Here is a 20,867-nt window from a genome sequence, read left to right on the forward strand (position 1 = left end):
CACCGGGTTTATCCTGCAACGAGGAGAGGAAAATGGCGGTAACACAAACAGCCCAGGCATGCGATCTGGTGATTTTCGGTGCCAAAGGCGATCTTGCACGCCGTAAACTGTTGCCTTCACTGTATCAGCTGGAAAAAGCGGGTCAGATTCATGAAGAAACTCGCATTATCGGCGTAGGCCGTGCTGAGTGGGATAAAGCGGAATACACCAAAGTCGTTCGTGAAGCGCTCGAAACTTTTATGAAAGAGAAGATTGACGAAGCGCTGTGGGATAAGCTTAGCGGCCGTCTCGATTTCTGTAATCTCGATGTGAATGACACCACGCATTTCCCAAAACTGGGCAAAATGCTCGATCAAAAAATCGTACCACCATCAATTACTTTGCTATGCCACCCAGCACGTTTGGCGCAATTTGTCAGGGCCTCGGTACCGCTAAGCTCAATGCCAAACCCGCTCGCGTTGTGATGGAAAAGCCACTCGGCACTTCTCTGGACACCTCGAAAGAAATCAACGACAGCGTGGGCGAGTATTTTGAAGAGAGCCAGGTTTTCCGTATTGACCATTACCTCGGCAAAGAAACCGTACTCAATCTGCTGGCACTGCGTTTCGCCAACTCTATCTTCGTAAATAACTGGGATAATCGCACAATCGATCACGTGCAGATTACCGTCGCGGAAGAAGTGGGCATCGAAGGGCGTTGGGGTTACTTCGACAAAGCGGGTCAGATGCGCGACATGATTCAGAACCACTTGTTGCAGATCCTGACGATGATTGCCATGTCGCCACCTTCTGACCTCAGCGCGGACAGTATTCGCGATGAAAAAGTCAAAGTGTTGCGTTCACTTCGCCGTATCGATCAAACCAACGTACGGGACAAAACCGTACGTGGTCAATACACCGCAGGTTTCGTACAAGGTAAAAAAGTGCCGGGTTACCTGGAAGAAGAGGGTGCCAACAAATCCAGCGCCACTGAAACCTTTGTGGCGATTCGCGTAGATATCGATAACTGGCGCTGGGCGGGCGTGCCGTTCTACCTGCGTACCGGTAAGCGTTTGCCAACCAAATGTTCTGAGGTTGTGGTCTATTTCAAAAATCCTGAAATGAACCTGTTTAAAGATTCCTACTCTGAACTGCCACAAAACAAACTGACCATTCGTTTGCAGCCGGATGAAGGTGTGGATATCGAGATTCTGAACAAGGTTCCTGGCCTCGATCACAAGCACAAACTGCAGACAACGAAGTTGGATCTGAGCTACTCCGAAACCTTCAACCAGTCACATTTGGCGGATGCGTATGAACGTTTGCTGCTGGAAACTATGCGCGGCATTCAGGCGCTGTTTGTACGTCGCGATGAGGTGGAAGCAGCGTGGACGTGGGTAGATTCGATTATCGACGCATGGGCGGCCGATGGCGACTCCTCCAAGCCTTATCAGGCGGGAACCTGGGGGCCAGTGGCTTCCGTCGCCATGATTACCCGTGATGGACGCTCGTGGAATGAGTTCGAATAACTAAAACAAGTTGGCCCGCCGCGTGCGGGCCTTTTTGTATCTGGCGTTGCTTCAAATAATTGAACTGGCGTTTCAAAAATCGGTGAGTTCAATGGACGGCCCGGAAGCCAATCATGTATGGTAGTTGCGCTAATTCACAGGGTTGTCAAAGTCGGGCGGCTAAATCCGACATTCTCAAGCAAGGGGAAGTGATGAAAAACTGGAAAACGAGTGCAGAACAGATTCTGAAAACCGGACCTGTTGTCCCGGTTATCGTGGTTAACAAGCTGGAACACGCAGTACCCATGGCGAAAGCGCTGGTGGCGGGCGGTGTGAAAGTATTGGAAGTGACGCTGCGCACGCCTGTCGCGATGGATGCATTACGCGCGATGATCAAAGAAGTGCCAGACGCGATTGTCGGTGCGGGCACCGTGCTCAACACGCAGCAGCTGCAAGAAGTGACCGAAGCGGGCGCTCAGTTTGTTATCAGCCCGGGCATTACCGAATCACTGTTGAAAGCAGCGGTGGATGGCCCGGTTCCACTAATTCCGGGTATCAGTACCGTCTCTGAATTGATGACTGGCATGGATTATGGTCTGCGCGAATTTAAATTCTTCCCGGCCGAAGCCAATGGCGGCGTGAAAGCGTTACAGGCAATCAGCGGGCCTTTCCCGCAGGTGCGCTTCTGCCCAACTGGCGGCATCTCGCCGGCCAATTATCGTGACTATTTGGCGCTGAAAAGCGTGTTGTGTATTGGCGGTTCATGGCTGGTGCCGAACGATGCGCTGGAAGCTGGTGACTGGGATCGTATTACTCAGTTGGCGCGTGAAGCTGTCGAAGGCGCGAAATAACCGGCGTGCGGTGAGCGCGAAGCTCACCGCATGGCATTAACCCTGAACGGTGATCGACGCCGCGCTGGCCACTGCACGTGCAATCGCCTGATCGGTCGTCTCTCCGCTGGCCAACGCCACACCTAAGCGACGCTGTCCATCAATCTCTGGCTTGCCGAACAGACGAACCTGTAAACCTGCGCCCAGTGCCGCTTCGACATTCACGAATTGAATGTTTTGACTGGTCAGTTGCGGCAGAATAACGGCCGAGGCCGAAGCGCCGTATTGACGAATACCGCCAATCGGTAAACCCAGGAAAGCGCGAACATGCAGGGCGAACTCAGAAAGATCCTGCGAAATCAGCGTGACCATGCCGGTATCGTGCGGGCGCGGTGAAACTTCACTAAACACCACATCATCGCCACAAACAAACAGTTCAACGCCAAAAAGGCCATATCCGCCGAGCGCTTTTACCACTTGCTCAGAGATGGCTTGCGCACGCTTCAGCGCCAGTTCGCTCATCTTTTGCGGCTGCCAGGATTCGCGATAATCCCCTCTTCCTGACGATGCCCAATGGGCGCGCAGAAATGAATGCCATCCACTGCACTGATCGTCAGCAGCGTAATTTCAAAATCAAACTTCACTACACCTTCTACGATCACGCGACCTGCGCCGGCACGGCCGCCTTGCTGCGCGTAATCCCACGCTTTGTCCAGCTGGCTGGCTTCACGAATAAAGCTCTGACCTTTGCCGGATGAACTCATCACCGGCTTAACGATGCAGGGGAAACCGATTTCAGCCGCGGCTGCATTGAAATTGGCCTGGGTATCGGCGAAGCGGTAACTGGACGTTGGCAGTGACAACTCTTCAGCGGCAAGGCGTCTAATGCCTTCGCGATTCATGGTCAGACGTGCGGCACGCGCCGTTGGCACCACGCGCTGACCAAGCTGCTCCAGCTCAACCAACTTTTCGGTGGCGATAGCTTCGATTTCCGGCACCACAAAATCCGGTTTCTCGAGTGCAATTAATGCGGCTAACGCGTCGCCATCCAGCATGTTGATGACGTGGCTACGATGCGCAACGTGCATCGCTGGCGCATCGGCATAACGATCGACGGCAATCACTTCCACACCCAAACGCTGACATTCCAGCGCCACTTCTTTGCCCAGTTCGCCTGAGCCCAACAGCATCACACGCGTTGCAGCAGGGCGCAGCGCAGTTCCGAGAGTCGTCATAAATTCACCTAAGCAGTCAAAATGCGCGCGCAGTATAAACGAAAACGTTTGCGTACTCATCCTTCTCTGTTGTCTGCACGCTTTTTCCTTACTTTTCTCGCTCTGACGTTTCCTGACATCCTGGTTGTCAGGATGGGGAGCTAACAACACGATCAGGAGTGGATGATGAATAACTGGTTGCAACAAATTCAGTCGGTATTGGCGAAGAAAAGTGGAAGCGGAAAATCGTCTGGCGGATTAAGCGACATGCTGGCCCCCGGCGCGTTGGGAGGCTTAGCGACGATGTTGATCGCCAGCAAGTCGTCACGCAAGCTGCTCACCAAATATGGCGGAAAAGCACTGCTGCTTGGCGGTGGTGCCGCAGCGGGAGCGGTATTGTGGAATAAGTACAAACAGCGCATACGCGAATCCCATCAGGACGAGCCTGGCTTTGGTACGGCGCAGACGCCGGTTGATCTTCGCGCTGAGCGGCTGGTTACCGCGCTGGTCTTTGCTGCGAAAAGTGACGGCCATATTGACGAGCAGGAGCGCGCAGCCATCGAACAAAATATTCACCAATCAGGTTATGGTCAGGATGCAGAGCGTTTGATTCAGCAGGCGATGAATCGTCCGCTTGATCCTCAATGGTTGGCAGCGGAGGTGAAAAATGAAGAAGAGGCGTTGGAACTCTACTTTCTCAGCTGTGCGGCGATCGATGTTGACCATTTTATGGAGAAAAGTTATCTCTCGGCATTGGGTGATGCACTGAAGATTCCCCAGGATGTTCGCGATGATATTCAAAAAGATATTGCTGAGGAAAAAGCCCGCTTACCAGCCAGCTAATCTGCCTTTGGCGTCAAAAAATAGTCTGTCACCGCTCCGTTTACATGTCTTCGCTTGGCATCTTCGGTCAGAGATGCCACGCTTACAGATCATTACTTTCACGGAGACGGATGTCATGAAAGCACCCATTGCGAAAAAATTCCTCATGAAATGTCGCTGCATGGTGAAACGCGCGTCGATAATTATTATTGGTTGCGCGATGACAAACGTGAAAACAGCGAAGTGCTCGATTATCTGCGAGCAGAAAATAATTACGGCAAGAAAATCATGGCTTCGCAGCAGCCGCTGCAAGATCGGATTCTTAAAGAGATCATTGGCCGCTTGCCACCGCAAGACCATTCAGTGCCTTACGTAAAAAATGGCTATCGCTACCAAAGTCGTTACGAAAGCGGCAATGAATACGCAGCCTATTATCGGCAGCCCGCCAGCAGTAATCCTGACGATGAGTGGACGCTATTACTCGACGCCAATCAGCGTGCTTCCCACAGTGATTTTTACACAATGGGCGCGTTACACATCAGCCCAGACAATAACGTCATGGCGCTGGCAGAAGATTTCCTTTCGCGGCGTCAATACGGCATTCGCTTTCGCAACCTGCAAAGCGGCAGTTGGTATCCTGAAGTGCTGACAAATGCCTCTTCCAGCTTCGCCTGGGGCAATGATTCGCGTACGGTTTATTATGTGCAAAAACATGCACAAACTTTGCTCTCGTATCAGGTGTGGCGACATGAGCTGGGTACGCCACAGGCGCATGACCAGTTAGTTTACGAAGAGAAAGATGATACGTTTCATCTCAGCGTACATAAAACCACCTCGAAGCAATTTATTCTGATCGTGCTTTACAGCACGACAACCAGCGAAATTCAGTTAATAAATGCTAATTTCCCTGATGCTCAGCCGCAGGTGTTTTTGCCACGCCGCAAAGATCATGAGTACAGTCTTGATCACTACGATCATCAGTTCTTCATTCGATCAAATCGAGACGGCAAAAACTTTGGTTTATACCGCACACGTTATCTGGCGGAGTCGCGCTGGGAGACCATTATTCCAGCACGCGACCATGTTGTGATGGAAGATTTTCAGCTCTTCACCGACTGGCTGGTGGTAGAAGAGCGGCAACGCGGTTTAACCAGTTTGCGTCAGATCAACTGGGCCAGCGGTGAAACCAGCGGTATCGCCTTTGACGATCCCACTTATGTGACCTGGCTGGCGTATAATCCAACGCCGCGTACCAGTAAACTGCGTTATGGCTACTCATCCATGACCACGCCAACCACGCTGTTTGAGCTGGATATGGATACTGGCGAGCGTCGTATTCTTAAACAAAGCGCCGTCAGCAACTTCAATGCAGACGATTATAAAAGTGAACATCATTGGATTACTGTCAGTGATGGCACTGAAGTGCCGGTATCGCTGGTGTATAACCGTAAACACTATCAGCCCGGCCAAAATCCGATGCTGGTCTATGGCTACGGCGCTTATGGCAGCAACATGGATGCAGACTTCAGCGTCAGCCGCCTGAGCCTGCTGGATCGTGGATTTGTCTATGCGCTGGTGCAGGTGCGTGGCGGCGGTGAACTGGGGCAGCAATGGTACGACGGTGGGCGTTTACTGAATAAGATGAACAGCTTCACTGATTTCATTGATGTTACTGATGCGCTAGTCAAACGCGGATTCGCCCATCCTGAGCGACTCTTCGCCATGGGCGGCAGCGCAGGGGGATTATTAATGGGCGCGGTAATCAACCTGGCGCCTCAGCGTTTCCATGGTGTGGTCGCGCAGGTGCCTTTTGTGGATGTAGTCACCACCATGCTTGATGAATCGATCCCGCTGACTACCGGTGAATATGATGAGTGGGGCAACCCCAACGATGCGGAGTATTATCGCTACATTCGACAATACAGCCCGTATGATAACGTTGAGGCAAAAGCTTATCCGCATCTGCTGGTCACCACCGGCCTGCATGATTCCCAGGTGCAATATTGGGAACCTGCAAAATGGGTCGCAAAGCTCAGAGAGCTGAAAACTGACAATAACCTGCTATTGCTCTGTACCGATATGGATTCCGGTCACGGCGGTAAATCGGGCCGTTATAAAGCTTATGAAGGCGTGGCGATGGAGCTGACCTTCATTATCGCGCTAGCGCAGGGCAGCTTGCCCGAAGCACACGATTACTGAGCCTGACTGAGATATTTACGCAGCGCCTGCCGCAACGGTGGGCGCAAATCTTTAACGTTATCCAGCATCCATTTTAAATATCCCGGATCTTTCCTCGCTATCACTGCCACGGCTTGCCCACGATATTTGCCAAACGGCAACACATCGGCTGACTGCTCTGCAGGCTGACAGCGCTGCATCATTTGCGCCGCATCCCAGCCAGAGGCTTCCATAATGCGAATCAACAGCGCAGCAGTGACATAACAGTCATAAAGCGCACGGTGTGCATGCAACTCAGCAGGTGGCGTCACCTCGAGTTTCAAACTGTGGCGCAGCGCCTGATTACCATATTTGATGCCAGGCCACAGCTGACGCGCCAGTGTCATCGTGCAAATCCATTCGCCATGCATTTCCGGCAACATGCGGCGATCAAAACTGGCATTGTGCGCGACGTAAAACGGACTGCCATGATAGCGATCAATCGCTTGCTCAATGGTCGGCTTTCCGATCACCATCGCTTCGGTAATGCGATGCACAGCCATAGCCTGGCGACTAATGGGGCGATCGGGTGAGATTAAATCGCTCATTGGATTAACGATCTGCCCATCGATCACGTCCACCGACGCAACTTCGACAACCCCGCCTTGTAAGCCACAGGTTTCGGTATCAATTACTCGCAACATAATTATTTCTGCTTCGGTTCGTAGGGCAGGCGAGACAGGCTCAATGAGGCTTGGCGGTAATGCATTAACCGCTGACGAAACCAGTCACGCAGCGCTTCAGGCTGTTCGTTCGCCACCATTTCGGCCACGACTGGCATGTTATAACGCTCTTTGAACGCCACGCCGGCAGCGGCTAAATCGACGTTCACTTTGTCTTTCTCTTCCTGCGAAAGCAGGGCAAGGTTCTGACTCATGGGGTTCTCCTGATGATGTCGGGCAAAAGTAATGTTTTCCCCGGTTTGAATCAAGGGTAAAGGATCGCACTGCTGGTCTCGACACCCTAAAAACAGCAGCGTATCCTTGCGCCACGTTTGCCGTGTCAGTTGCATTTAAAAGGATGATCTCATGCAGAAAACCCGTGTTTCGCGAGTAGTAATCTCACTGATTGCTACCAGCGCGCTAGCCTTTAGCCAGTTTGCGTCCGCACATGCACATCTTCAGTCATCCGTGCCCGCAGCCAAAGCCGACGTGACGCACTCAACGAAATCGCTGGCACTGACCTTTACGGAAGATGTCGAAGCCGCATTTAGCGGCGTTGAGATCGTCGATGCGCAACAGAAACCTGTCGCCAGCGAGAAGGCGAAGCGCGATGCTAAGCAGCACGATCGTCTGGTTGTTGAACTCGCTCAGCCGCTTCCGGCAGGCCATTATCAGGTGAACTGGCATGTGTTGTCGGTTGATGGTCATAAAACCAAAGGCAGCTACCGCTTTAACGTGAACTGATCGGTGACAACGTTGTGGGTTTTGCTGCGCATGTTGCATTTTATCGCCGTGATGGTACTGACGGGTAGCGCATTTTACACAGTCTTGCTGGCACCTGCGCGCTATCGCCATGCGCTGGCGGGACATTTGCATCGCGTGTTGCAGTGTAGCGTCTGGCTGGCTTTAACAAGTGCGCTGGCGATGCTGGCAGCACAAAACGTGTTGATGAGCGGCGACTGGCATAATCTCAGCGACGTCGATATTTGGTTAGCCGTGTTCGATACGCGGTTTGGGGCGGTATGGCAATGGGAAATCCTGTTCGGGCTGGGCGGATGTTTCACGCTACTGCTGCGTGGCCGCGTTCGTCAGCAAGCTTTGCTGTTGTTCGGCATTTTACAGTTGTTATGCCTGGCGTTGGTTGGTCACGCCGCCATGCACGATGGTATTGCAGGCATGTTGCAGCAGATAAATCACGCGCTACATTTGATAGCTTCAAGTTTTTGGGCTGGTGGATTGCTTCCACTGTTACTGCTAATGCGAGAAGCACGTCGAATTGATTATCGAACTGATGCCATCCGTACCATGATGCGATTTTCTCGTTATGGTCATCTCGCGGTCGCATTGGCATTGATAACGGGACTGATTAACAGCCTGGTGATTGCTGGCTGGCCGCTGATCTGGCGCGATAATATCTACGTCACGCTGTTGCTGTGCAAGGTGGCATTGGTGACAATAATGGTGCTGGTGGCCTTAATAAACCGTTACTGGCTGGTGCCACGTTTTCGCCTGGCGGGCAGCGGAACGCAGCAAAAATTTATTCGCATGACGCAGCTCGAATTGCTGTTGGCATGCGGGGTGGTTGGACTGGTTAGCGTATTTGCTACGCTTTCACCAGCCTGAATGTGAACAAAACGAATGTGTACAAGGTAGGCTATTTTGTTGAAGAAAGTGATTCCCGCAATCCTGTTGTTCTCTGTCTGCGGCCAGGCGCTGGCGGCTCAAATCATTACCGTTAGCCGCTTTGAGATCGGCAAAGATAAGTGGCCCTTTAACCGCGAAGAAGTGATGTTGACCTGTGAGAAAGATGGCTCGCTTTTCGCCATTAACCCCAGCACTCTGATGCAGTATCCGCTTAACGATCTTGCTGATGCACAATTCAAAGCGGGGCAGGTGAAAGCCCAACCCATCAGCGTGATTCAAACCGAAGATAAAGCCAATCCAGGCAACATGATGAGCTTGCAGCCTATTGTTGATCGCGCTCAGGCGCTGTGCGGTAAGTAAATTCTCAGGGTGCAGCGTTGCGTTGCACCCGTTTCATGCACTTTTCTGCCGTCCGGATCACAAACTGATCCGCTTTCTGCCCCTCACAGCCCGGTCGGCTGGAAAATCTACCACTCTGTTCTAATCTTAAGATGCAAGGCGAAACCGCCTTCATTAATGCCAACTTTTAGCGCACGGCTCCTTGAGAGCCATTTCCCTGGACCGAATATAGGAATCGTATTCGGTCTTTTTTTGCCTGTATGATTTAGAACAATAGAAAATGAAATGCCCGAATATTTTTTATTTGGTTTAAACCATTACGTATTCATTCAAAAGAGCTGAGGCGTAGCACTCCACGCCATTCACAGAAAATGAATGATTTGTGTTGCAGCGCTTTGGTCTGTTCAACATGCGTAACCAGAGCGAGTTTGACAACGCGATGGTTGCTAGTGCTTTGTCAGCGATGAGCTGAGCAGGCTCGCCGTCGTTGTACAGGCGCTCTTATGAGCTGAACTAAAAAAACCGCCTCAGTGGGCGGCGGCTGTGTCGAGTGAAATAATTAACTTAACATCGTCGGCTGCCAGTGATTTATAGCAGCTATGACTTCACTCTCATTTAATGGCGCATTATGGGCGATAAGATATTGTGCTGGGCCATAGGAGAATACCGTTAATTCATAAGTCTCATTATCGAGCGTAATAGTGTCAGGAAAATCAGGAACACCTTCATACTTTTGGAGGGTGACTAAAGGTTCTGGTTTACCTTTAAATATCAACATGTCAGGTTTCATTTGGCTTGCTCCTTGTTATGCAGCGTGCCTAACTACTTATTATAGAATTACATTGAGATATTGCGCGCTGTGATAATTAACCGGCAATAAACGTTATCGCTATGACAAGATCATTACGTATTTTGTTCTGCTGTTTACATAATCCCGCACATATCACTGAATCATTTGCCGTCCAGGGACTTTATTGACGACCAAAACTTACCTAAGGGGCATGTTCTGTGCCTGTGTTTTTCTTTGCCACTTGGCCGGGAAGAAGGCGGCATCTGAAGCGCCGCCACTATCCTTAAGCCTGCTTTGGCTGACCATTTGATGCCGTAATGCCGCCATCAACCGGGAGATTCACGCCGGTGATGTAGCGCGCATCATCGCTGGCGATAAATGCAATAGCGCTGGCAATATCTTCTGGCTCGCCCGCGCGTCTTAATGGAATACGATCATAAAATTTGTTCAGTAATTCCTGATCGTCTTTCATATCTTCGGTTAAATCAGTCAACGTAAATCCGGGGCAAATAGCGTTTACGCGTACATTGTCTGCGCCGTAATCCATTGCCAGCGACCGGGTAAAGTTGGTTACTGCGCCTTTCGCCGCATTATAGACACTCATTCCCCAGTCACCGCCTAATCCTGAAACAGAGGAGATATTGACGATATTGCCTTTGGTCTTTAATAACGCCGGGACAAAATAGTGCACACAGTGGAATACGCCATCCAGATCGACTTTCATCAATTTTTTCCAGTCGTCGAGTTCAATTTCATGGATGCGACCTTGCACCACCACGCCGGCGTTGTTAACTAAAACATCAACGCGACCATATTTATCCTGTACGCTTTCCGCCAGGCTTTTTACCTGTTCAGCCTCAGAAACATCACAAGGCACCACAAGGTGATCTCCCTTGCTTAACGATGCCAGTGTGGTTTCAAGTTTATTCTCAGTGCGACCGACTAAAACGACAGAAGCCCCTTCGTCAGCAAAACGTTTAGCGGCGGCTTCACCGATGCCGGAACCTGCGCCAGTGACCACAACGACTTTTCCTGTAAATCTGGACATGTTGCCTCCTTACTGATGGCGTTACTTTTGGCGTTAAACATACGAGGATCAAGCCTGGCATTCATGCCGTGGAGTTCAAGCGAAGCAGAAAATGTAGCCGTAACATTTTGTGTTTGAATACTCAGCCTGTTCGCTATAAAGCTGATGAGCTGCAGAAATAGGCTTTTTATAACAGCGCTAAACGTCAGCGATTGAATCCACCACAGAGAAAATAAATTCCATTAATGATCAATCGACTACCTCAAAATCTTAGCGTCTCGCTTGATCATATCAATCGATTGCGATTACTGTGTTTATATACAGCTAAATTGTGAGGGATAATGATGAGCAGAAGAGACGACATTGAGTCAGCGTTTCGGGCAGCCATTGAGATAGATGCGCGTGGACGACAGATTGTGACAACTGATGAGTTTTGCCGACAGCTTGCAAAGCGCAACCATAGCTGGAGCCACGGTGAGTGCAACAAATGGATTGAGTATTATCAAAGTGGTTTTAAAGATCTCACGCCTTATGAAAACGTCCACCGTATATTTGCGCTGCGTAATATGGCTTACGTGAGGTGATCGATGGCATTCGAATCACCGGCACAGGATTATATCGAGAGTCGCCTTAATCTTAATGCTTTGTTTATTCCGCATCCTGAAAATACCTTCAGAGTCGATACCTGTAATGGTTTTGTGTTGATAGATCGTGCCGCGGCTCTCCGCGCAGGTGACATGATCGCTTTCCAATATGATGGTCATTCGATGCTGGGAAAAATAGATCACGACAGGATCACGCCTGTTGAAGGCGAAGCCATCCAGGGCGAGGCGCTTGAAGCTGTAATTGTTCTGGGAAAAATGTGTTGCGAAGTGCTGAAGGTGTTTGAGCCAGATGTGCCGATTTAGCGGTAAATAAAGTCATCAGCATCATGTCCTACGGATGCGCATTCATGTCCATAAATGGTCTCGACATGGCTGTGACAGATTGAGATGCTCTGTTGAAAATAAACAGGGGAATTTTACATGCTTGAACTGCGACCTAACTGCGAACATTGTGATATCGACTTACCAGCCGAATCGCGTGAAGCGCTGATCTGCTCGTTTGAATGCACTTTCTGCACGACCTGCGCTGAGCAACACTTGCAGCATATCTGTCCGAACTGTGGCGGCGAACTGGTGCGGCGCCCGATCCGACCCGCTGAAAAGTTAATAAAATATCCTGCAAAAACGCGGTAATGAAAACAGGCTGATTTAGAAAGATGTGAGTGATAGTTAATATCATTCAACCTGTTTGGCCGGTATTGTTTGGCAGGTATTGTGCCGATAAAATTCTGTTGTCCCTAAAAGCCGAACACCTTTGATGAGTGCCGGAGATAAGCGCCGGAAGGGGCATCACACAAAAGCTGCTGTCTCGAGTGATGATCTCTATTTGGCAAAGCGCTTAACCGAAATGCGCTTAACGCGGTTTATGTGCAGCCAGCAGAAACAGCATGGGACGCTCTCGCTCTTCAGCTAAAGCAGGATTAATCGCAATCTGCTCATCAGTCGGGCCCCATTCATTAAGATGATCAATGATGAAACCGTGGGCAATCAACGCGTTGATCCAGCTTGAAAGCTTACGATGCTGCTTTTTCACCCCTTCAGCAAACCAATGACTAAAACGTTCACCTTCTTGCTGATAATGGTTCACAGGCCAGGATTTTGCTTGCTGCGCATCCTGTATCCAGCCTTGCTGATGAGGCGCTGTATAAATGGGATGTTCGCAGGAAAACAGCAGTTTTCCACCCGGTTTCAAGGCTGTAAAAAGCATGGAAAACAGCCCATCAATATTTTCCAGATAATGCAGCGCCAGTGAACTGTAAGCCAGATCGTAATGTGCAGCGGGAAGTTGCAATGTTTCCAAATCGACACGCTGATAAACGATGCGTTCGGCATCGCCCAATGAGTGAGCCTTCTCCAACATTTTTTCTGAAACATCCAATCCCAACACGCACGCTGCGCCTTGTTCAATCGCATAACGGCAAAACCAGCCGTAGCCGCAACCCAAATCAACCACCTTTTTATCGTGTAGCGTTGGAAGCAGTGCACGCAACGCGGGCCATTCTGGTGCGCCATCCAAACCCTTTACTGATCGATCCAGCGTGGCGTAACCGGAAAAAACTGTGGATCGTCATAAATATTTTGGCTCATTGAACACTCCTTTTTTGCAGAACAAAGAAGTGTAGGGCGATCAACGCTGGGTTAACAGGGCTGACATTGAGCGCGATCGCAGCGTCTATAATTTTAATTATCTGCATTTCACGTTTTCAGCCCAGGGTTAAACGATGAATTATCAATATCTGAACGGTGAGAACTGGCAAAAGATTTGGATCGTGGGTGACTTGCACGGATGCCGTAGCCAACTCGATACCTTATTACAGGCACATGACTTCGATAAGCAGCAAGATTTGTTGATTTCTGTGGGTGATTTGATTGATCGCGGCCCTGACAGCTTAGGCTGCTTAGCGCTACTTGAAGAGCCGTGGTTCCGTTGTGTGCGGGGAAATCATGAAGAAATGGCGCTTAATGCGTTACAGGGTCACGAATCGCAGTTGTGGGAGATGAATGGCGGCGGATGGTTTTGGCAGTTAAAAGGCGCAGAAGTGATTACTGCGCGACATGCCCTTAATCGATTAAAAGAGATACCGCTGATACTGCATCTGCAGCTTGAAGAGCAGATTGTGGTGATTGCGCATGCCGATTATCCAGCGGAACATTATGCCTGGGAGCAGGCGGTAAACTGGCATGACGTGGTGTGGAGCCGCAGGCGTATTGACGGGTTGCAGCAGGGAAGGCGCGACACAATACCGGGTGCAGATGCCTTTTACTTTGGACATACACCGCTCCAGCACCGGCTCGACGTAGATAATCTTCACTACATCGACACTGGCGCGGTGTTTGGTAACCATCTTACGTTGGTACAGGTGCAGTAATAATCAGCGGAACAGCCGTCCATCACGTACCAATTCTCGTGGGTAACTATTTTTGATGCGGCTACCCACTTTCTTGGCTAAACCCAGTGGTTGCTGCTGATAGGTGACAATCATTTCATCTCGCGTGGGCGCGACTTCAGGATAGACATCGCGACCGTGATACCACTCTTCCGCTTCGGCTGCGCTGAGCTCGAAAGTCTGATTTTCGTCTGGCTGCGCCAGCGCAATCACAGCTTCATGTTGCCAGCGATACCCTTTGGCGAATGTCTCAGCCAGCTTCAGACCAATGCGTGAAAAGCGTACTTTGCCAAGCATGGGCGTAACGTGAGTGGGGAAAAGCCAGATTTCTTTGTCGCGTTGCCAAAGCGTCAGCGATGCGTCCCACGTCAAAGAGACCGCTGCGGCAGCCTGAACGATCTCGCTTTCCAGCTTACGGCTGACATGTGAAAAAGGCAGTTTACCGACTTTATAGGTTGGTTCAGGCATCGGCTCAACAGAAGCCAGCTTGCGCAGACGCGCCACAAAAAAGCCTTCGCTGTCGAATAAGTGTGGGAAGACGTGCAGATAGCCTTCTACCGTCGCGGCCTGAGCTGCGCCCGCGAAAAGATCGTTAAGTGGCGTGATTTCAACGGCATCAGGATAGCGTTCCAGCAGCCAGGCAATGACCTGCTGATTTTCAATCTGATTTAGCGTACAGGTGGAGTAGACCAACGTGCCACCCGGCTTTAAGGCATGGAAAGCGCTATCGATCAAATCGCGTTGCGTTGCAGCAATCTCAGCGGTGCTCTCTAACGACCAGTTCTTCATTGCATCGGCATCTTTACGAATGACGCCTTCACCCGAACAGGGCGCATCAAGCAAAATAGCATCGAACATTTCAGGCAACGCAGGTCCGAAAACGCGGGCATCGAAATGCGTCAATGCTGTATTACTCACGCCACAACGGCTGATATTAGCGTGCAAGACTTTTACACGACTGGATGAGAATTCATTAGCGAGGATCACGCCGTGATTATTCATTCGCGCTGCGATTTGAGTTGTTTTTGATCCCGGGGCAGCGGCCATGTCCATGACTGTTTCCGCATTGCTGACGGCATCAAACAGCGCTGTCACGGGCAACATCGAGCTGGCTTCCTGAATGTAGAACAGGCCACTCAGATGTTCTGCCACGCTGCCTAAGGGCAAACTTTCATCTTCTCGCGTAATCCAGAATCCTTCATCGCACCAGGGAACCGGCGTTAATTGCCAGTCATAATGGGCGGTTTGGGCCAAGAAATCAGCGACGCTGATCTTCAACGTATTAATGCGAATGCTGCGACGAAGCGGTTGCTGACAAATGGCAACAAATGCCTCGAACGCGGCTTCGTCCGGCAGGTTTTGGCGCATTAAGGTGAGAAAATCGGCGGGTAAAAGCGAAGAAGAGTCCGACACAGGCAATATCCAATAGAAGCAAAGGCGGGAAGTGTATCACGCAGAAATGAAACGGGCAGCCAGGCTGCCCGTTTTGCTTACGGTTGATTGGGATCCGGTATCGCTGTGCCCCAGTTGCGCCACGCTTTCGGCGCTTCATCCTGCAACAGGAAGTGTTTATTCGCCGTGGCCTGCGGAGCCAGCGGCACCGTTGGCGGCGTGGCAAACTGAATGCCGCCGCGAATAAACTGCTGGAACGTCCCCGTTTTCACCACGCCACCGACCAGGCCGAAGTCGAGGTTATAGCCGGAAGCCAGCCAAAACACGGAGTTGTTGCGCACCAGATGTTGATATTTCTTGCTGATGCGCAGAGCGATTTGTACGCGATCGGCCATGTTGCCCAGCGATGTACCGGTCACGGTACCCACTTCTACGCCACGGAACAGCACGGGAGTCCCCAGCGACAACGAGCCCGCTTCAGACGCATCGACATAGATATTCAGACCGTTGAGGTAACGCGAATCGGTGATGGTGCTTTCCTGCAGCTCGAAAATACGTGCGGCATTGCCTTTGCCGGGATCAACGTTAACGTAGGGCTGCAACAAGGTTTCCAGATGATTCACGCCGGTAGCGGAGATCTCTGGAGATACCACCGAGAAGCGGCTACCGTTGCGCGCAAAATCCTGAACGTATTCAGGATAGAGCACCGCTTTTGCAACAACCTGATTGTTGTCTTTACTCAGCGACAGCGATTCAACCTGTCCTACATTAATGCCAAGATAACGAATAGGCATGCCAGCAGACAATTTGCTGCCATCATAGGTGTGCAGGGTAATTTGGCTACCCACCGCACGCGCCGCCGTTTCGGAAGGATAAAGCACGCGTTTAGCGCCTTTATTTGAAACTGCACCACTCATATTATCGAAACTGATCGCACCTTTAAGGGCACGATTAAGTGGCGATGCCTGCACGGTCAACCCGCTGCCGTTGAGCTGGACGCGCGCGCCTCCTTCAGCCCAAAATACGCTTTCATTGGTCAGCAGCTTGCGATATTCAGGCTGGATGTGTACCGCGATTTCAAAAGCATTTGCCCGCGGTGTCACTTTAGTTATTTCACCCACCTGATATTTACGGTAAAGCACCACAGAACCTGCCTGAACGTCCGGCAAGCTGTTCGCCGTTAGCATTAATGTGGTAGACGGGCCATCGCCTGTAATGCCTTCGGCTGCTTTATCTGCATCAGCAAATAGCGGGTAGGTTGCTTTCACATTACCTTGCTTGCCTGGGTCTAAACGGATGCCACCGTCAACCCACTCACGGGCGCTGGCACCGATCACTTGCATACCGTCCAAACCAAATTTCACATCAAGACGACTGTTAACGATAAATTTACTGTCGCCATGTACCAACTGGCGATATTCAGGATTAACGGCAACCACAAAATTAACGCCATTCTCATCCAGACTTCGCGACATCACTTGCCCAATCTGCATGCCGTGCAGCATCAACGGTTGACCGGCGTCGACACCGTAACTTTCTGGTGCGCTTAATTTAACGGTAAGCACGTTCGGTTTTTGCAACAGCGATTCGTTTGCTGGCAGCACGGCAAAATGCTGTTGTGGTTGGCCTTTACCGGGAATCAGTTCAAACGTATTGCCGGTTAACAAGCTGCTAAGGCTGGTGTCGGTCAGACTAATTTTGGGACTGCGCATTTCAATACGCGTTTCGCTACGCATCAGGCCGACTACCGAAGGATCAATCGTTAATTCGCCGGTGACTTTACCGCCATCTTTCAGATTCAGCTTGGTGAGCGTGCCTACTTCAAGTCCTTGGTACATCAGCGGCGTGCTGCCCGCTTTTAGATTGTTGCCATTTGGCAGATCTAACGAGACGGAAACGCCACGCTGGCTTTGCGCTAAATCGGGATAGAGCTGATAGTTTTGATCGGCTTTGGCGGTTTCAGCACCGTCGGGTGAATCAAACGCAATAGCGCCATTAACCAGCGCTGCCAGGCTCTCAAGCTTCACTTTCGCGCCACTTAAACTGATATCAGCATTGACGCCAGAGACATTCCAGAAACGGCTGGTGGTTTTCACCAAATTATTGAAACGACGATCAATCAGGACATCAATGCTGACGCCATCGGTATCATTATTGATGCTGTAGTCGTAGACCCGTCCTACAGGAATTTTGCGGTAGTAGACCAGCGATCCTGTACTCAGCGCGCCTAAATCCGGTGCATGCAAATGGATCAATAACTCGCCAGTATTAACCCGGTATTTAGGCTGAGTGTCCAGTGCAGTGAAATTTTCGCTGGCTTTGCCTTTGCCTGGCATCATGCCTATGTAGTTCCCCCCAACCAGCGCATCTAATCCAGACACCCCCGCCAGCGAAGCTTTCGGCGTGACCAACCAAAATTGCGTATCTTCACGCAGTGCATCGCGCATATCGCTTTTGATGCTGGCCTTGATCTGAATACTGCGATAGTCATCACTCAGATTGATGCCCTGCACGGTGCCCACTTCAACGCCTTGATAACGTATTGGCGTGCGTCCCGGCACGATGCCATCCGCCGTCTGGAAGTTAATTGTGATAGTGGTGCCGCGCTCTTGATAATTTGTCCACAGCAGCCAGCCCGCAATCAACATTGCGATAATCGGCAGCAACCAAAAAGGCGAAATTTTACGCTTGTTGCGCAGCGTGGCGTTAGTCGGTGTAGTCGGCGTTTCCTGTTGCATGTGCATCCCAGAGCAGGCGGCTGTCTAGCCACTCAACAGACATAATGGTCAGGATCACGGCGGCGCCAAAATATAAAGCGGCCGGTCCCATGGTAAAAGCCAGCAGTTGATCGCGATTGACCAACGACATGGTTAATGAAATGACAAAGAGATCCAGCATTGACCAGCGTCCAACCCAAGTCACTACACGCAGCAAGCGAACGCGCGTTTTCAGGCCTTGTTCACACCGGAAATGAATGCTGAGTAGCAGCGTTAACATCACCAATACTTTGGTAAAAGGCACCAAAATACTGGCAATGAAAACGATGGCGGCGACCGGAATATTGCCGGAGCCTAATGATAAAATACCGGAGAAAATGGTGTCTTCACGCCGCGAACCGTTGAGATAGACCACTGAAATGGGCAGTAAATTGGCGGGAATGAGCAGCACAATGGATGAAATCAGCGCAGCCCAGGATTTTTGCAGGCTGTGACGGCGGCGAAAATCCAGCGGGGTATGACAGCGTGGACAGCGTCCGCGTGCATCGGGGACACCGGTATTGTGGCAATTCAGGCAAACCTGAAGTTTATCACGCGCGGCGTTGCCTGGTTTCTGCGGATAAAAGTGGTCCCATAATTGCTCAATATTAAGGTGAATCAGCGTTATTAAGCTTAAAAGCGTCAACGCAATATAGGCCGCTAAGCCATAGCCCAACTCCAGCGTCGCATAATCCTGAACTTTGATAGAGGCAACGGCAATGCCAATCAAATAGATATCCAGCATTACCCACTCTTTGAGCTTTTCAAGCATCAATAAAACGGGGCGCAGATTCATGCCAAGTTTGTGACCGATACCGAGATAGCAAATACCCGCAACGAGCGTGACAGGCGCGCCAATAGTACAGAACGCCACCATAGAAGCCGTTAACACATCACCTTGTTGCGTCATCTGCACCACGCCTTCCAGCAGGTTGGCATTGATGCGCATGCCGAGCAGGCGAATATCAACCAGCGGCAGGCTAAAAGCGAAAGGCATCAGCACAATCATGGTGGCAGCCATCGCCATTAATCGGGTTATGGACCAGTCGTGCCCGCTCATAATTTGCGCATTGCAGCGAGGGCAATATGCAGACTGGTGCGATTTCACATCCGGTAAGGAAAAAGGGTATCGCATTGCGGGCAACGCTGATAACGTGCGTGAGGCAATGTCTGGCTGATAGCGTGAATTTTCATAGGGTGATGCAAGTTTCGCTCATCGTGTGTGACACAAATCGGTCGTTAAGACGTTGCCGGTGTGCTGGTTTCGGGCATCACGCTTCGATCCACAGAATGCTAAGGTTATAGCAACTAACGCTATGATTCACCTTGTCGCTCTGGATATTTAGTGCTTATTTTTAACGAGCGAACCTAAACTCGCTCAGTTGTCATTGGTAATGGTTAAATAATGAACAAAACTGCCTTTTACGCCGATTTGAATCGCGATATGCGCGCCTTGCTGGCCGGAGAAACGGCCTTTCTTGCCGCGATGGGTAATTTTAGCGCGCTGTTGTATGAACGTCTCGATGGCGTGAACTGGGCAGGTTTCTACCTGCTAACGGAAGCTGACACCTTAGTGTTGGGGCCGTTTCAGGGCAAGATTGCCTGTGTACGAATCCCTGTAGGCAAAGGGGTTTGTGGAACTGCACTGGCTGAAGACAAAGTGCAACGCGTTGATGATGTGCATGCATTCCCAGGTCATATCGCCTGTGATGCTGCAAGCAACGCGGAAATTGTGATTCCTCTGAAAGTGAATGGCACTCTGGTTGGTGTCCTTGATATCGACAGTGTTGAATACAATCGCTTTGATAGCGATGACGAAGCGGGGTTAGTCACCCTTACTGATGGGCTTTGCGAAGTGCTTGCGGGCAGCGACTTAGAAAAATATCTGCAGCTGACGCGCAGCTAATCGACTGGATCACATGGCATTTAGCGATGTTGTCATTATAATGTCGCCTGTTCATGCCTGCTCTGGTCGGCAAACCCGTTGTAATCAGGAAATTTCATGGAAAATCAACCTAAGTTGAATAGCAGTAAAGAAGTCATTAGCTTTCTGGCGGAGCGCTTTCCGCACTGCTTTAGCGCTGAAGGCGAAGCGCGTCCGCTCAAAATCGGCATCTTTCAGGATCTGGTAGAGCGTGTTCAGGGCGAAATGGGTCTGAGCAAAACTCAGTTACGCTCTGCGCTGCGTCTTTATACCTCTAGCTGGCGTTATCTGTACGGCATTAAAGCCGGTGCAACGCGTGTTGACCTCGACGGTAACGCCTGTGGCGTATTGGACGAGCAGCATGTAGAGCATGCGCGTAAGCAGCTGGAAGACGCCAAAGCGCGTGTTCAGGCGCAGCGTGAGCAGCAGCGTGCCGCCCGCCGTGAAGCGGGTGAAGGTGAAGAGGGCGCAGCAACACGTCGTCCCCGCAAACCTGCACCTCGCAAGCCCGCTGAAGGCGATGCTGCGCGTAAACCGCGTCCGCAAGCTGAGCGTGCGACAGCTTCACAGAATCGCAAACCGGCGCCACGCCCGGAGCAGCTTAAACCCATCACTGACACCTCAACTTTACAACCCGGCCAGAGTATTAAAGTTAAAGCAGGCAAAAGTGCAATGGACGCTACCGTTCTGGAAGTATCGAAAGACGGCGTTCGGGTACAGCTCGCTTCCGGCATGGCAATGATTGTGCGCGCAGAACACTTACAGTTCTGAA

General features: G+C 50.8%; 18 protein-coding genes and 4 pseudogenes. 13 read left to right on the top strand and 9 right to left on the bottom strand.

Annotated elements, in window-relative coordinates; all coding sequences use genetic code 11:
• Positions 1-32 precede the first annotated feature (32 nt).
• Both zwf and KQP84_RS11290 read left to right on the top strand, forming a co-directional pair.
• Positions 33-1,507 (top strand): annotated as a pseudogene (gene zwf, locus KQP84_RS11285) (glucose-6-phosphate dehydrogenase).
• Between the two features lie 191 nt (positions 1,508-1,698).
• The gene (locus KQP84_RS11290; protein ID WP_215846609.1) at positions 1,699-2,337 is read left to right on the top strand and encodes a bifunctional 4-hydroxy-2-oxoglutarate aldolase/2-dehydro-3-deoxy-phosphogluconate aldolase; all 639 of its coding nucleotides are present in this window, start codon (positions 1,699-1,701) and stop codon (positions 2,335-2,337) included.
• Positions 2,338-2,373: 36 nt separating this feature from the next.
• On the opposite strand, the pseudogene purT reads toward KQP84_RS11290, so the two are convergent.
• Positions 2,374-3,551: pseudogene (purT, locus tag KQP84_RS11295) on the bottom strand (formate-dependent phosphoribosylglycinamide formyltransferase).
• 165 nt (positions 3,552-3,716) lie between these two features.
• Here purT and KQP84_RS11300 point away from each other — a divergent pair.
• Positions 3,717-4,373 (top strand): tellurite resistance TerB family protein, encoded by a 657-nt coding sequence (locus KQP84_RS11300; protein WP_215848263.1) that lies wholly within the window; start codon positions 3,717-3,719, stop codon positions 4,371-4,373.
• Between the two features lie 150 nt (positions 4,374-4,523).
• Entirely contained in the window at positions 4,524-6,551 is a 2,028-nt protein-coding gene (locus KQP84_RS11305; protein WP_215846610.1) for a prolyl oligopeptidase family serine peptidase, read from the top strand.
• Here KQP84_RS11305 and exoX read toward each other — a convergent pair.
• Both exoX and KQP84_RS11315 read right to left on the bottom strand, forming a co-directional pair.
• On the bottom strand, positions 6,545-7,213 hold the full coding sequence (gene exoX, locus KQP84_RS11310) for an exodeoxyribonuclease X (RefSeq protein ID WP_215846611.1): 669 nt from the start codon (positions 7,211-7,213) through the stop codon (positions 6,545-6,547). The two genes, KQP84_RS11305 and exoX, sit on opposite strands and share 7 nt — an antisense overlap.
• A 2-nt stretch (positions 7,214-7,215) precedes the next feature.
• The gene (locus tag KQP84_RS11315; RefSeq protein WP_215846612.1) at positions 7,216-7,446 is read right to left on the bottom strand and encodes a DNA polymerase III subunit theta; all 231 of its coding nucleotides are present in this window, start codon (positions 7,444-7,446) and stop codon (positions 7,216-7,218) included.
• Between the two features lie 151 nt (positions 7,447-7,597).
• On the opposite strand from KQP84_RS11315, the gene copC reads away from it, so the two are divergent.
• From copC to KQP84_RS11330, 3 genes are read left to right on the top strand one after another with little or no spacing between them, the layout of a single operon-like run.
• The gene (copC, locus tag KQP84_RS11320) at positions 7,598-7,975 is read left to right on the top strand and encodes a copper homeostasis periplasmic binding protein CopC (protein WP_215846613.1); all 378 of its coding nucleotides are present in this window, start codon (positions 7,598-7,600) and stop codon (positions 7,973-7,975) included.
• A 3-nt stretch (positions 7,976-7,978) separates the two neighbouring features.
• On the top strand, positions 7,979-8,854 hold the full coding sequence (gene copD / locus KQP84_RS11325; protein WP_215846614.1) for a copper homeostasis membrane protein CopD: 876 nt from the start codon (positions 7,979-7,981) through the stop codon (positions 8,852-8,854).
• A gap of 33 nt (positions 8,855-8,887) precedes the next feature.
• Positions 8,888-9,235, top strand: a complete 348-nt coding sequence (locus tag KQP84_RS11330; RefSeq protein WP_215848264.1) for a YebY family protein — start codon at positions 8,888-8,890, stop codon at positions 9,233-9,235.
• Positions 9,236-9,773: 538 nt separating this feature from the next.
• On the opposite strand, the gene KQP84_RS11335 is transcribed toward KQP84_RS11330, so the two are convergent.
• Positions 9,774-10,004, bottom strand: a complete 231-nt coding sequence (locus KQP84_RS11335; protein ID WP_215846615.1) for a hypothetical protein — start codon at positions 10,002-10,004, stop codon at positions 9,774-9,776.
• A 283-nt stretch (positions 10,005-10,287) separates the two neighbouring features.
• Entirely contained in the window at positions 10,288-11,052 is a 765-nt protein-coding gene (budC, locus tag KQP84_RS11340; RefSeq protein ID WP_215846616.1) for a meso-2,3-butanediol dehydrogenase, read from the bottom strand.
• A gap of 320 nt (positions 11,053-11,372) precedes the next feature.
• Between budC and KQP84_RS11345 the strand changes: the two genes are divergently transcribed.
• The 3 genes from KQP84_RS11345 (at position 11,373) to KQP84_RS11355 (ending at position 12,269) form a co-directional block, all read left to right on the top strand.
• Positions 11,373-11,615 carry a hypothetical protein gene (locus tag KQP84_RS11345; RefSeq protein ID WP_243077779.1) on the top strand — a complete coding sequence of 81 codons (243 nt, stop codon included), beginning with the start codon at positions 11,373-11,375 and terminating at the stop codon, positions 11,613-11,615.
• Between the two features lie 3 nt (positions 11,616-11,618).
• Positions 11,619-11,939: a S24/S26 family peptidase gene (locus KQP84_RS11350; RefSeq protein ID WP_215846617.1), complete on the top strand. Its 321-nt coding sequence runs from the start codon at positions 11,619-11,621 to the stop codon at positions 11,937-11,939.
• Between the two features lie 117 nt (positions 11,940-12,056).
• On the top strand, positions 12,057-12,269 hold the full coding sequence (locus tag KQP84_RS11355) for a DUF1272 domain-containing protein (RefSeq protein WP_215846618.1): 213 nt from the start codon (positions 12,057-12,059) through the stop codon (positions 12,267-12,269).
• Positions 12,270-12,489: 220 nt separating this feature from the next.
• Here KQP84_RS11355 and KQP84_RS11360 read toward each other — a convergent pair.
• Positions 12,490-13,223, bottom strand: a pseudogene (locus KQP84_RS11360) (class I SAM-dependent methyltransferase).
• A 134-nt stretch (positions 13,224-13,357) separates the two neighbouring features.
• On the opposite strand from KQP84_RS11360, the gene KQP84_RS11365 reads away from it, so the two are divergent.
• Positions 13,358-14,005 (top strand): metallophosphoesterase, encoded by a 648-nt coding sequence (locus tag KQP84_RS11365; protein ID WP_215846619.1) that lies wholly within the window; start codon positions 13,358-13,360, stop codon positions 14,003-14,005.
• Between the two features lie 3 nt (positions 14,006-14,008).
• On the opposite strand, the gene rsmF is transcribed toward KQP84_RS11365, so the two are convergent.
• The 3 genes and pseudogenes from rsmF to yebS all read right to left on the bottom strand — a co-directional run bounded on the left by rsmF (position 14,009) and on the right by yebS (position 19,365).
• Positions 14,009-15,442, bottom strand: coding sequence for a 16S rRNA (cytosine(1407)-C(5))-methyltransferase RsmF (gene rsmF / locus KQP84_RS11370; protein WP_252515264.1), 1,434 nt, complete (start codon positions 15,440-15,442; stop codon positions 14,009-14,011).
• 71 nt (positions 15,443-15,513) lie between these two features.
• Complete coding sequence (locus tag KQP84_RS11375; protein WP_215846621.1) at positions 15,514-18,153, bottom strand: PqiB family protein; 2,640 nt, start codon at positions 18,151-18,153, stop codon at positions 15,514-15,516.
• Positions 18,122-19,365 (bottom strand): annotated as a pseudogene (gene yebS / locus KQP84_RS11380) (membrane integrity lipid transport subunit YebS). Before yebS ends, KQP84_RS11375 begins: the two are co-directional and overlap by 32 nt.
• 211 nt (positions 19,366-19,576) lie before the next feature.
• Between yebS and msrC the strand changes: the two are divergent.
• Both msrC and proQ read left to right on the top strand, forming a co-directional pair.
• Positions 19,577-20,077, top strand: a complete 501-nt coding sequence (gene msrC / locus KQP84_RS11385) for a free L-methionine (R)-S-oxide reductase MsrC (protein WP_215846622.1) — start codon at positions 19,577-19,579, stop codon at positions 20,075-20,077.
• A 96-nt stretch (positions 20,078-20,173) separates the two neighbouring features.
• Positions 20,174-20,866, top strand: a complete 693-nt coding sequence (gene proQ / locus KQP84_RS11390; protein ID WP_215846623.1) for an RNA chaperone ProQ — start codon at positions 20,174-20,176, stop codon at positions 20,864-20,866.
• The last annotated feature ends 1 nt before the right edge of the window (position 20,867 follow it).

The organism is Candidatus Pantoea bituminis (assembly GCF_018842675.1).
Lineage (GTDB): Bacteria > Pseudomonadota > Gammaproteobacteria > Enterobacterales > Enterobacteriaceae > Pantoea > Pantoea phytostimulans.

Excerpts from the sequence above, each read along its gene's own strand:
- KQP84_RS11290 (WP_215846609.1), top strand. The coding sequence starts at position 1,699 with ATGAAAAACTGGAAAACGAGTGCAGAACAGATTCTGAAAACCGGACCT.
- KQP84_RS11300 (WP_215848263.1), top strand. The coding sequence starts at position 3,717 with ATGAATAACTGGTTGCAACAAATTCAGTCGGTATTGGCGAAGAAAAGT.
- KQP84_RS11305 (WP_215846610.1), top strand. The coding sequence starts at position 4,524 with ATGTCGCTGCATGGTGAAACGCGCGTCGATAATTATTATTGGTTGCGC.
- exoX (WP_215846611.1), bottom strand. The coding sequence starts at position 7,213 with ATGTTGCGAGTAATTGATACCGAAACCTGTGGCTTACAAGGCGGGGTT.
- KQP84_RS11315 (WP_215846612.1), bottom strand. The coding sequence starts at position 7,446 with ATGAGTCAGAACCTTGCCCTGCTTTCGCAGGAAGAGAAAGACAAAGTG.
- copC (WP_215846613.1), top strand. The coding sequence starts at position 7,598 with ATGCAGAAAACCCGTGTTTCGCGAGTAGTAATCTCACTGATTGCTACC.
- KQP84_RS11335 (WP_215846615.1), bottom strand. The coding sequence starts at position 10,004 with ATGAAACCTGACATGTTGATATTTAAAGGTAAACCAGAACCTTTAGTC.
- budC (WP_215846616.1), bottom strand. The coding sequence starts at position 11,052 with ATGTCCAGATTTACAGGAAAAGTCGTTGTGGTCACTGGCGCAGGTTCC.
- KQP84_RS11345 (WP_243077779.1), top strand. The coding sequence starts at position 11,373 with ATGATGAGCAGAAGAGACGACATTGAGTCAGCGTTTCGGGCAGCCATT.
- KQP84_RS11350 (WP_215846617.1), top strand. The coding sequence starts at position 11,619 with ATGGCATTCGAATCACCGGCACAGGATTATATCGAGAGTCGCCTTAAT.
- KQP84_RS11355 (WP_215846618.1), top strand. The coding sequence starts at position 12,057 with ATGCTTGAACTGCGACCTAACTGCGAACATTGTGATATCGACTTACCA.
- KQP84_RS11365 (WP_215846619.1), top strand. The coding sequence starts at position 13,358 with ATGAATTATCAATATCTGAACGGTGAGAACTGGCAAAAGATTTGGATC.
- KQP84_RS11375 (WP_215846621.1), bottom strand. The coding sequence starts at position 18,153 with ATGCAACAGGAAACGCCGACTACACCGACTAACGCCACGCTGCGCAAC.
- msrC (WP_215846622.1), top strand. The coding sequence starts at position 19,577 with ATGAACAAAACTGCCTTTTACGCCGATTTGAATCGCGATATGCGCGCC.
- proQ (WP_215846623.1), top strand. The coding sequence starts at position 20,174 with ATGGAAAATCAACCTAAGTTGAATAGCAGTAAAGAAGTCATTAGCTTT.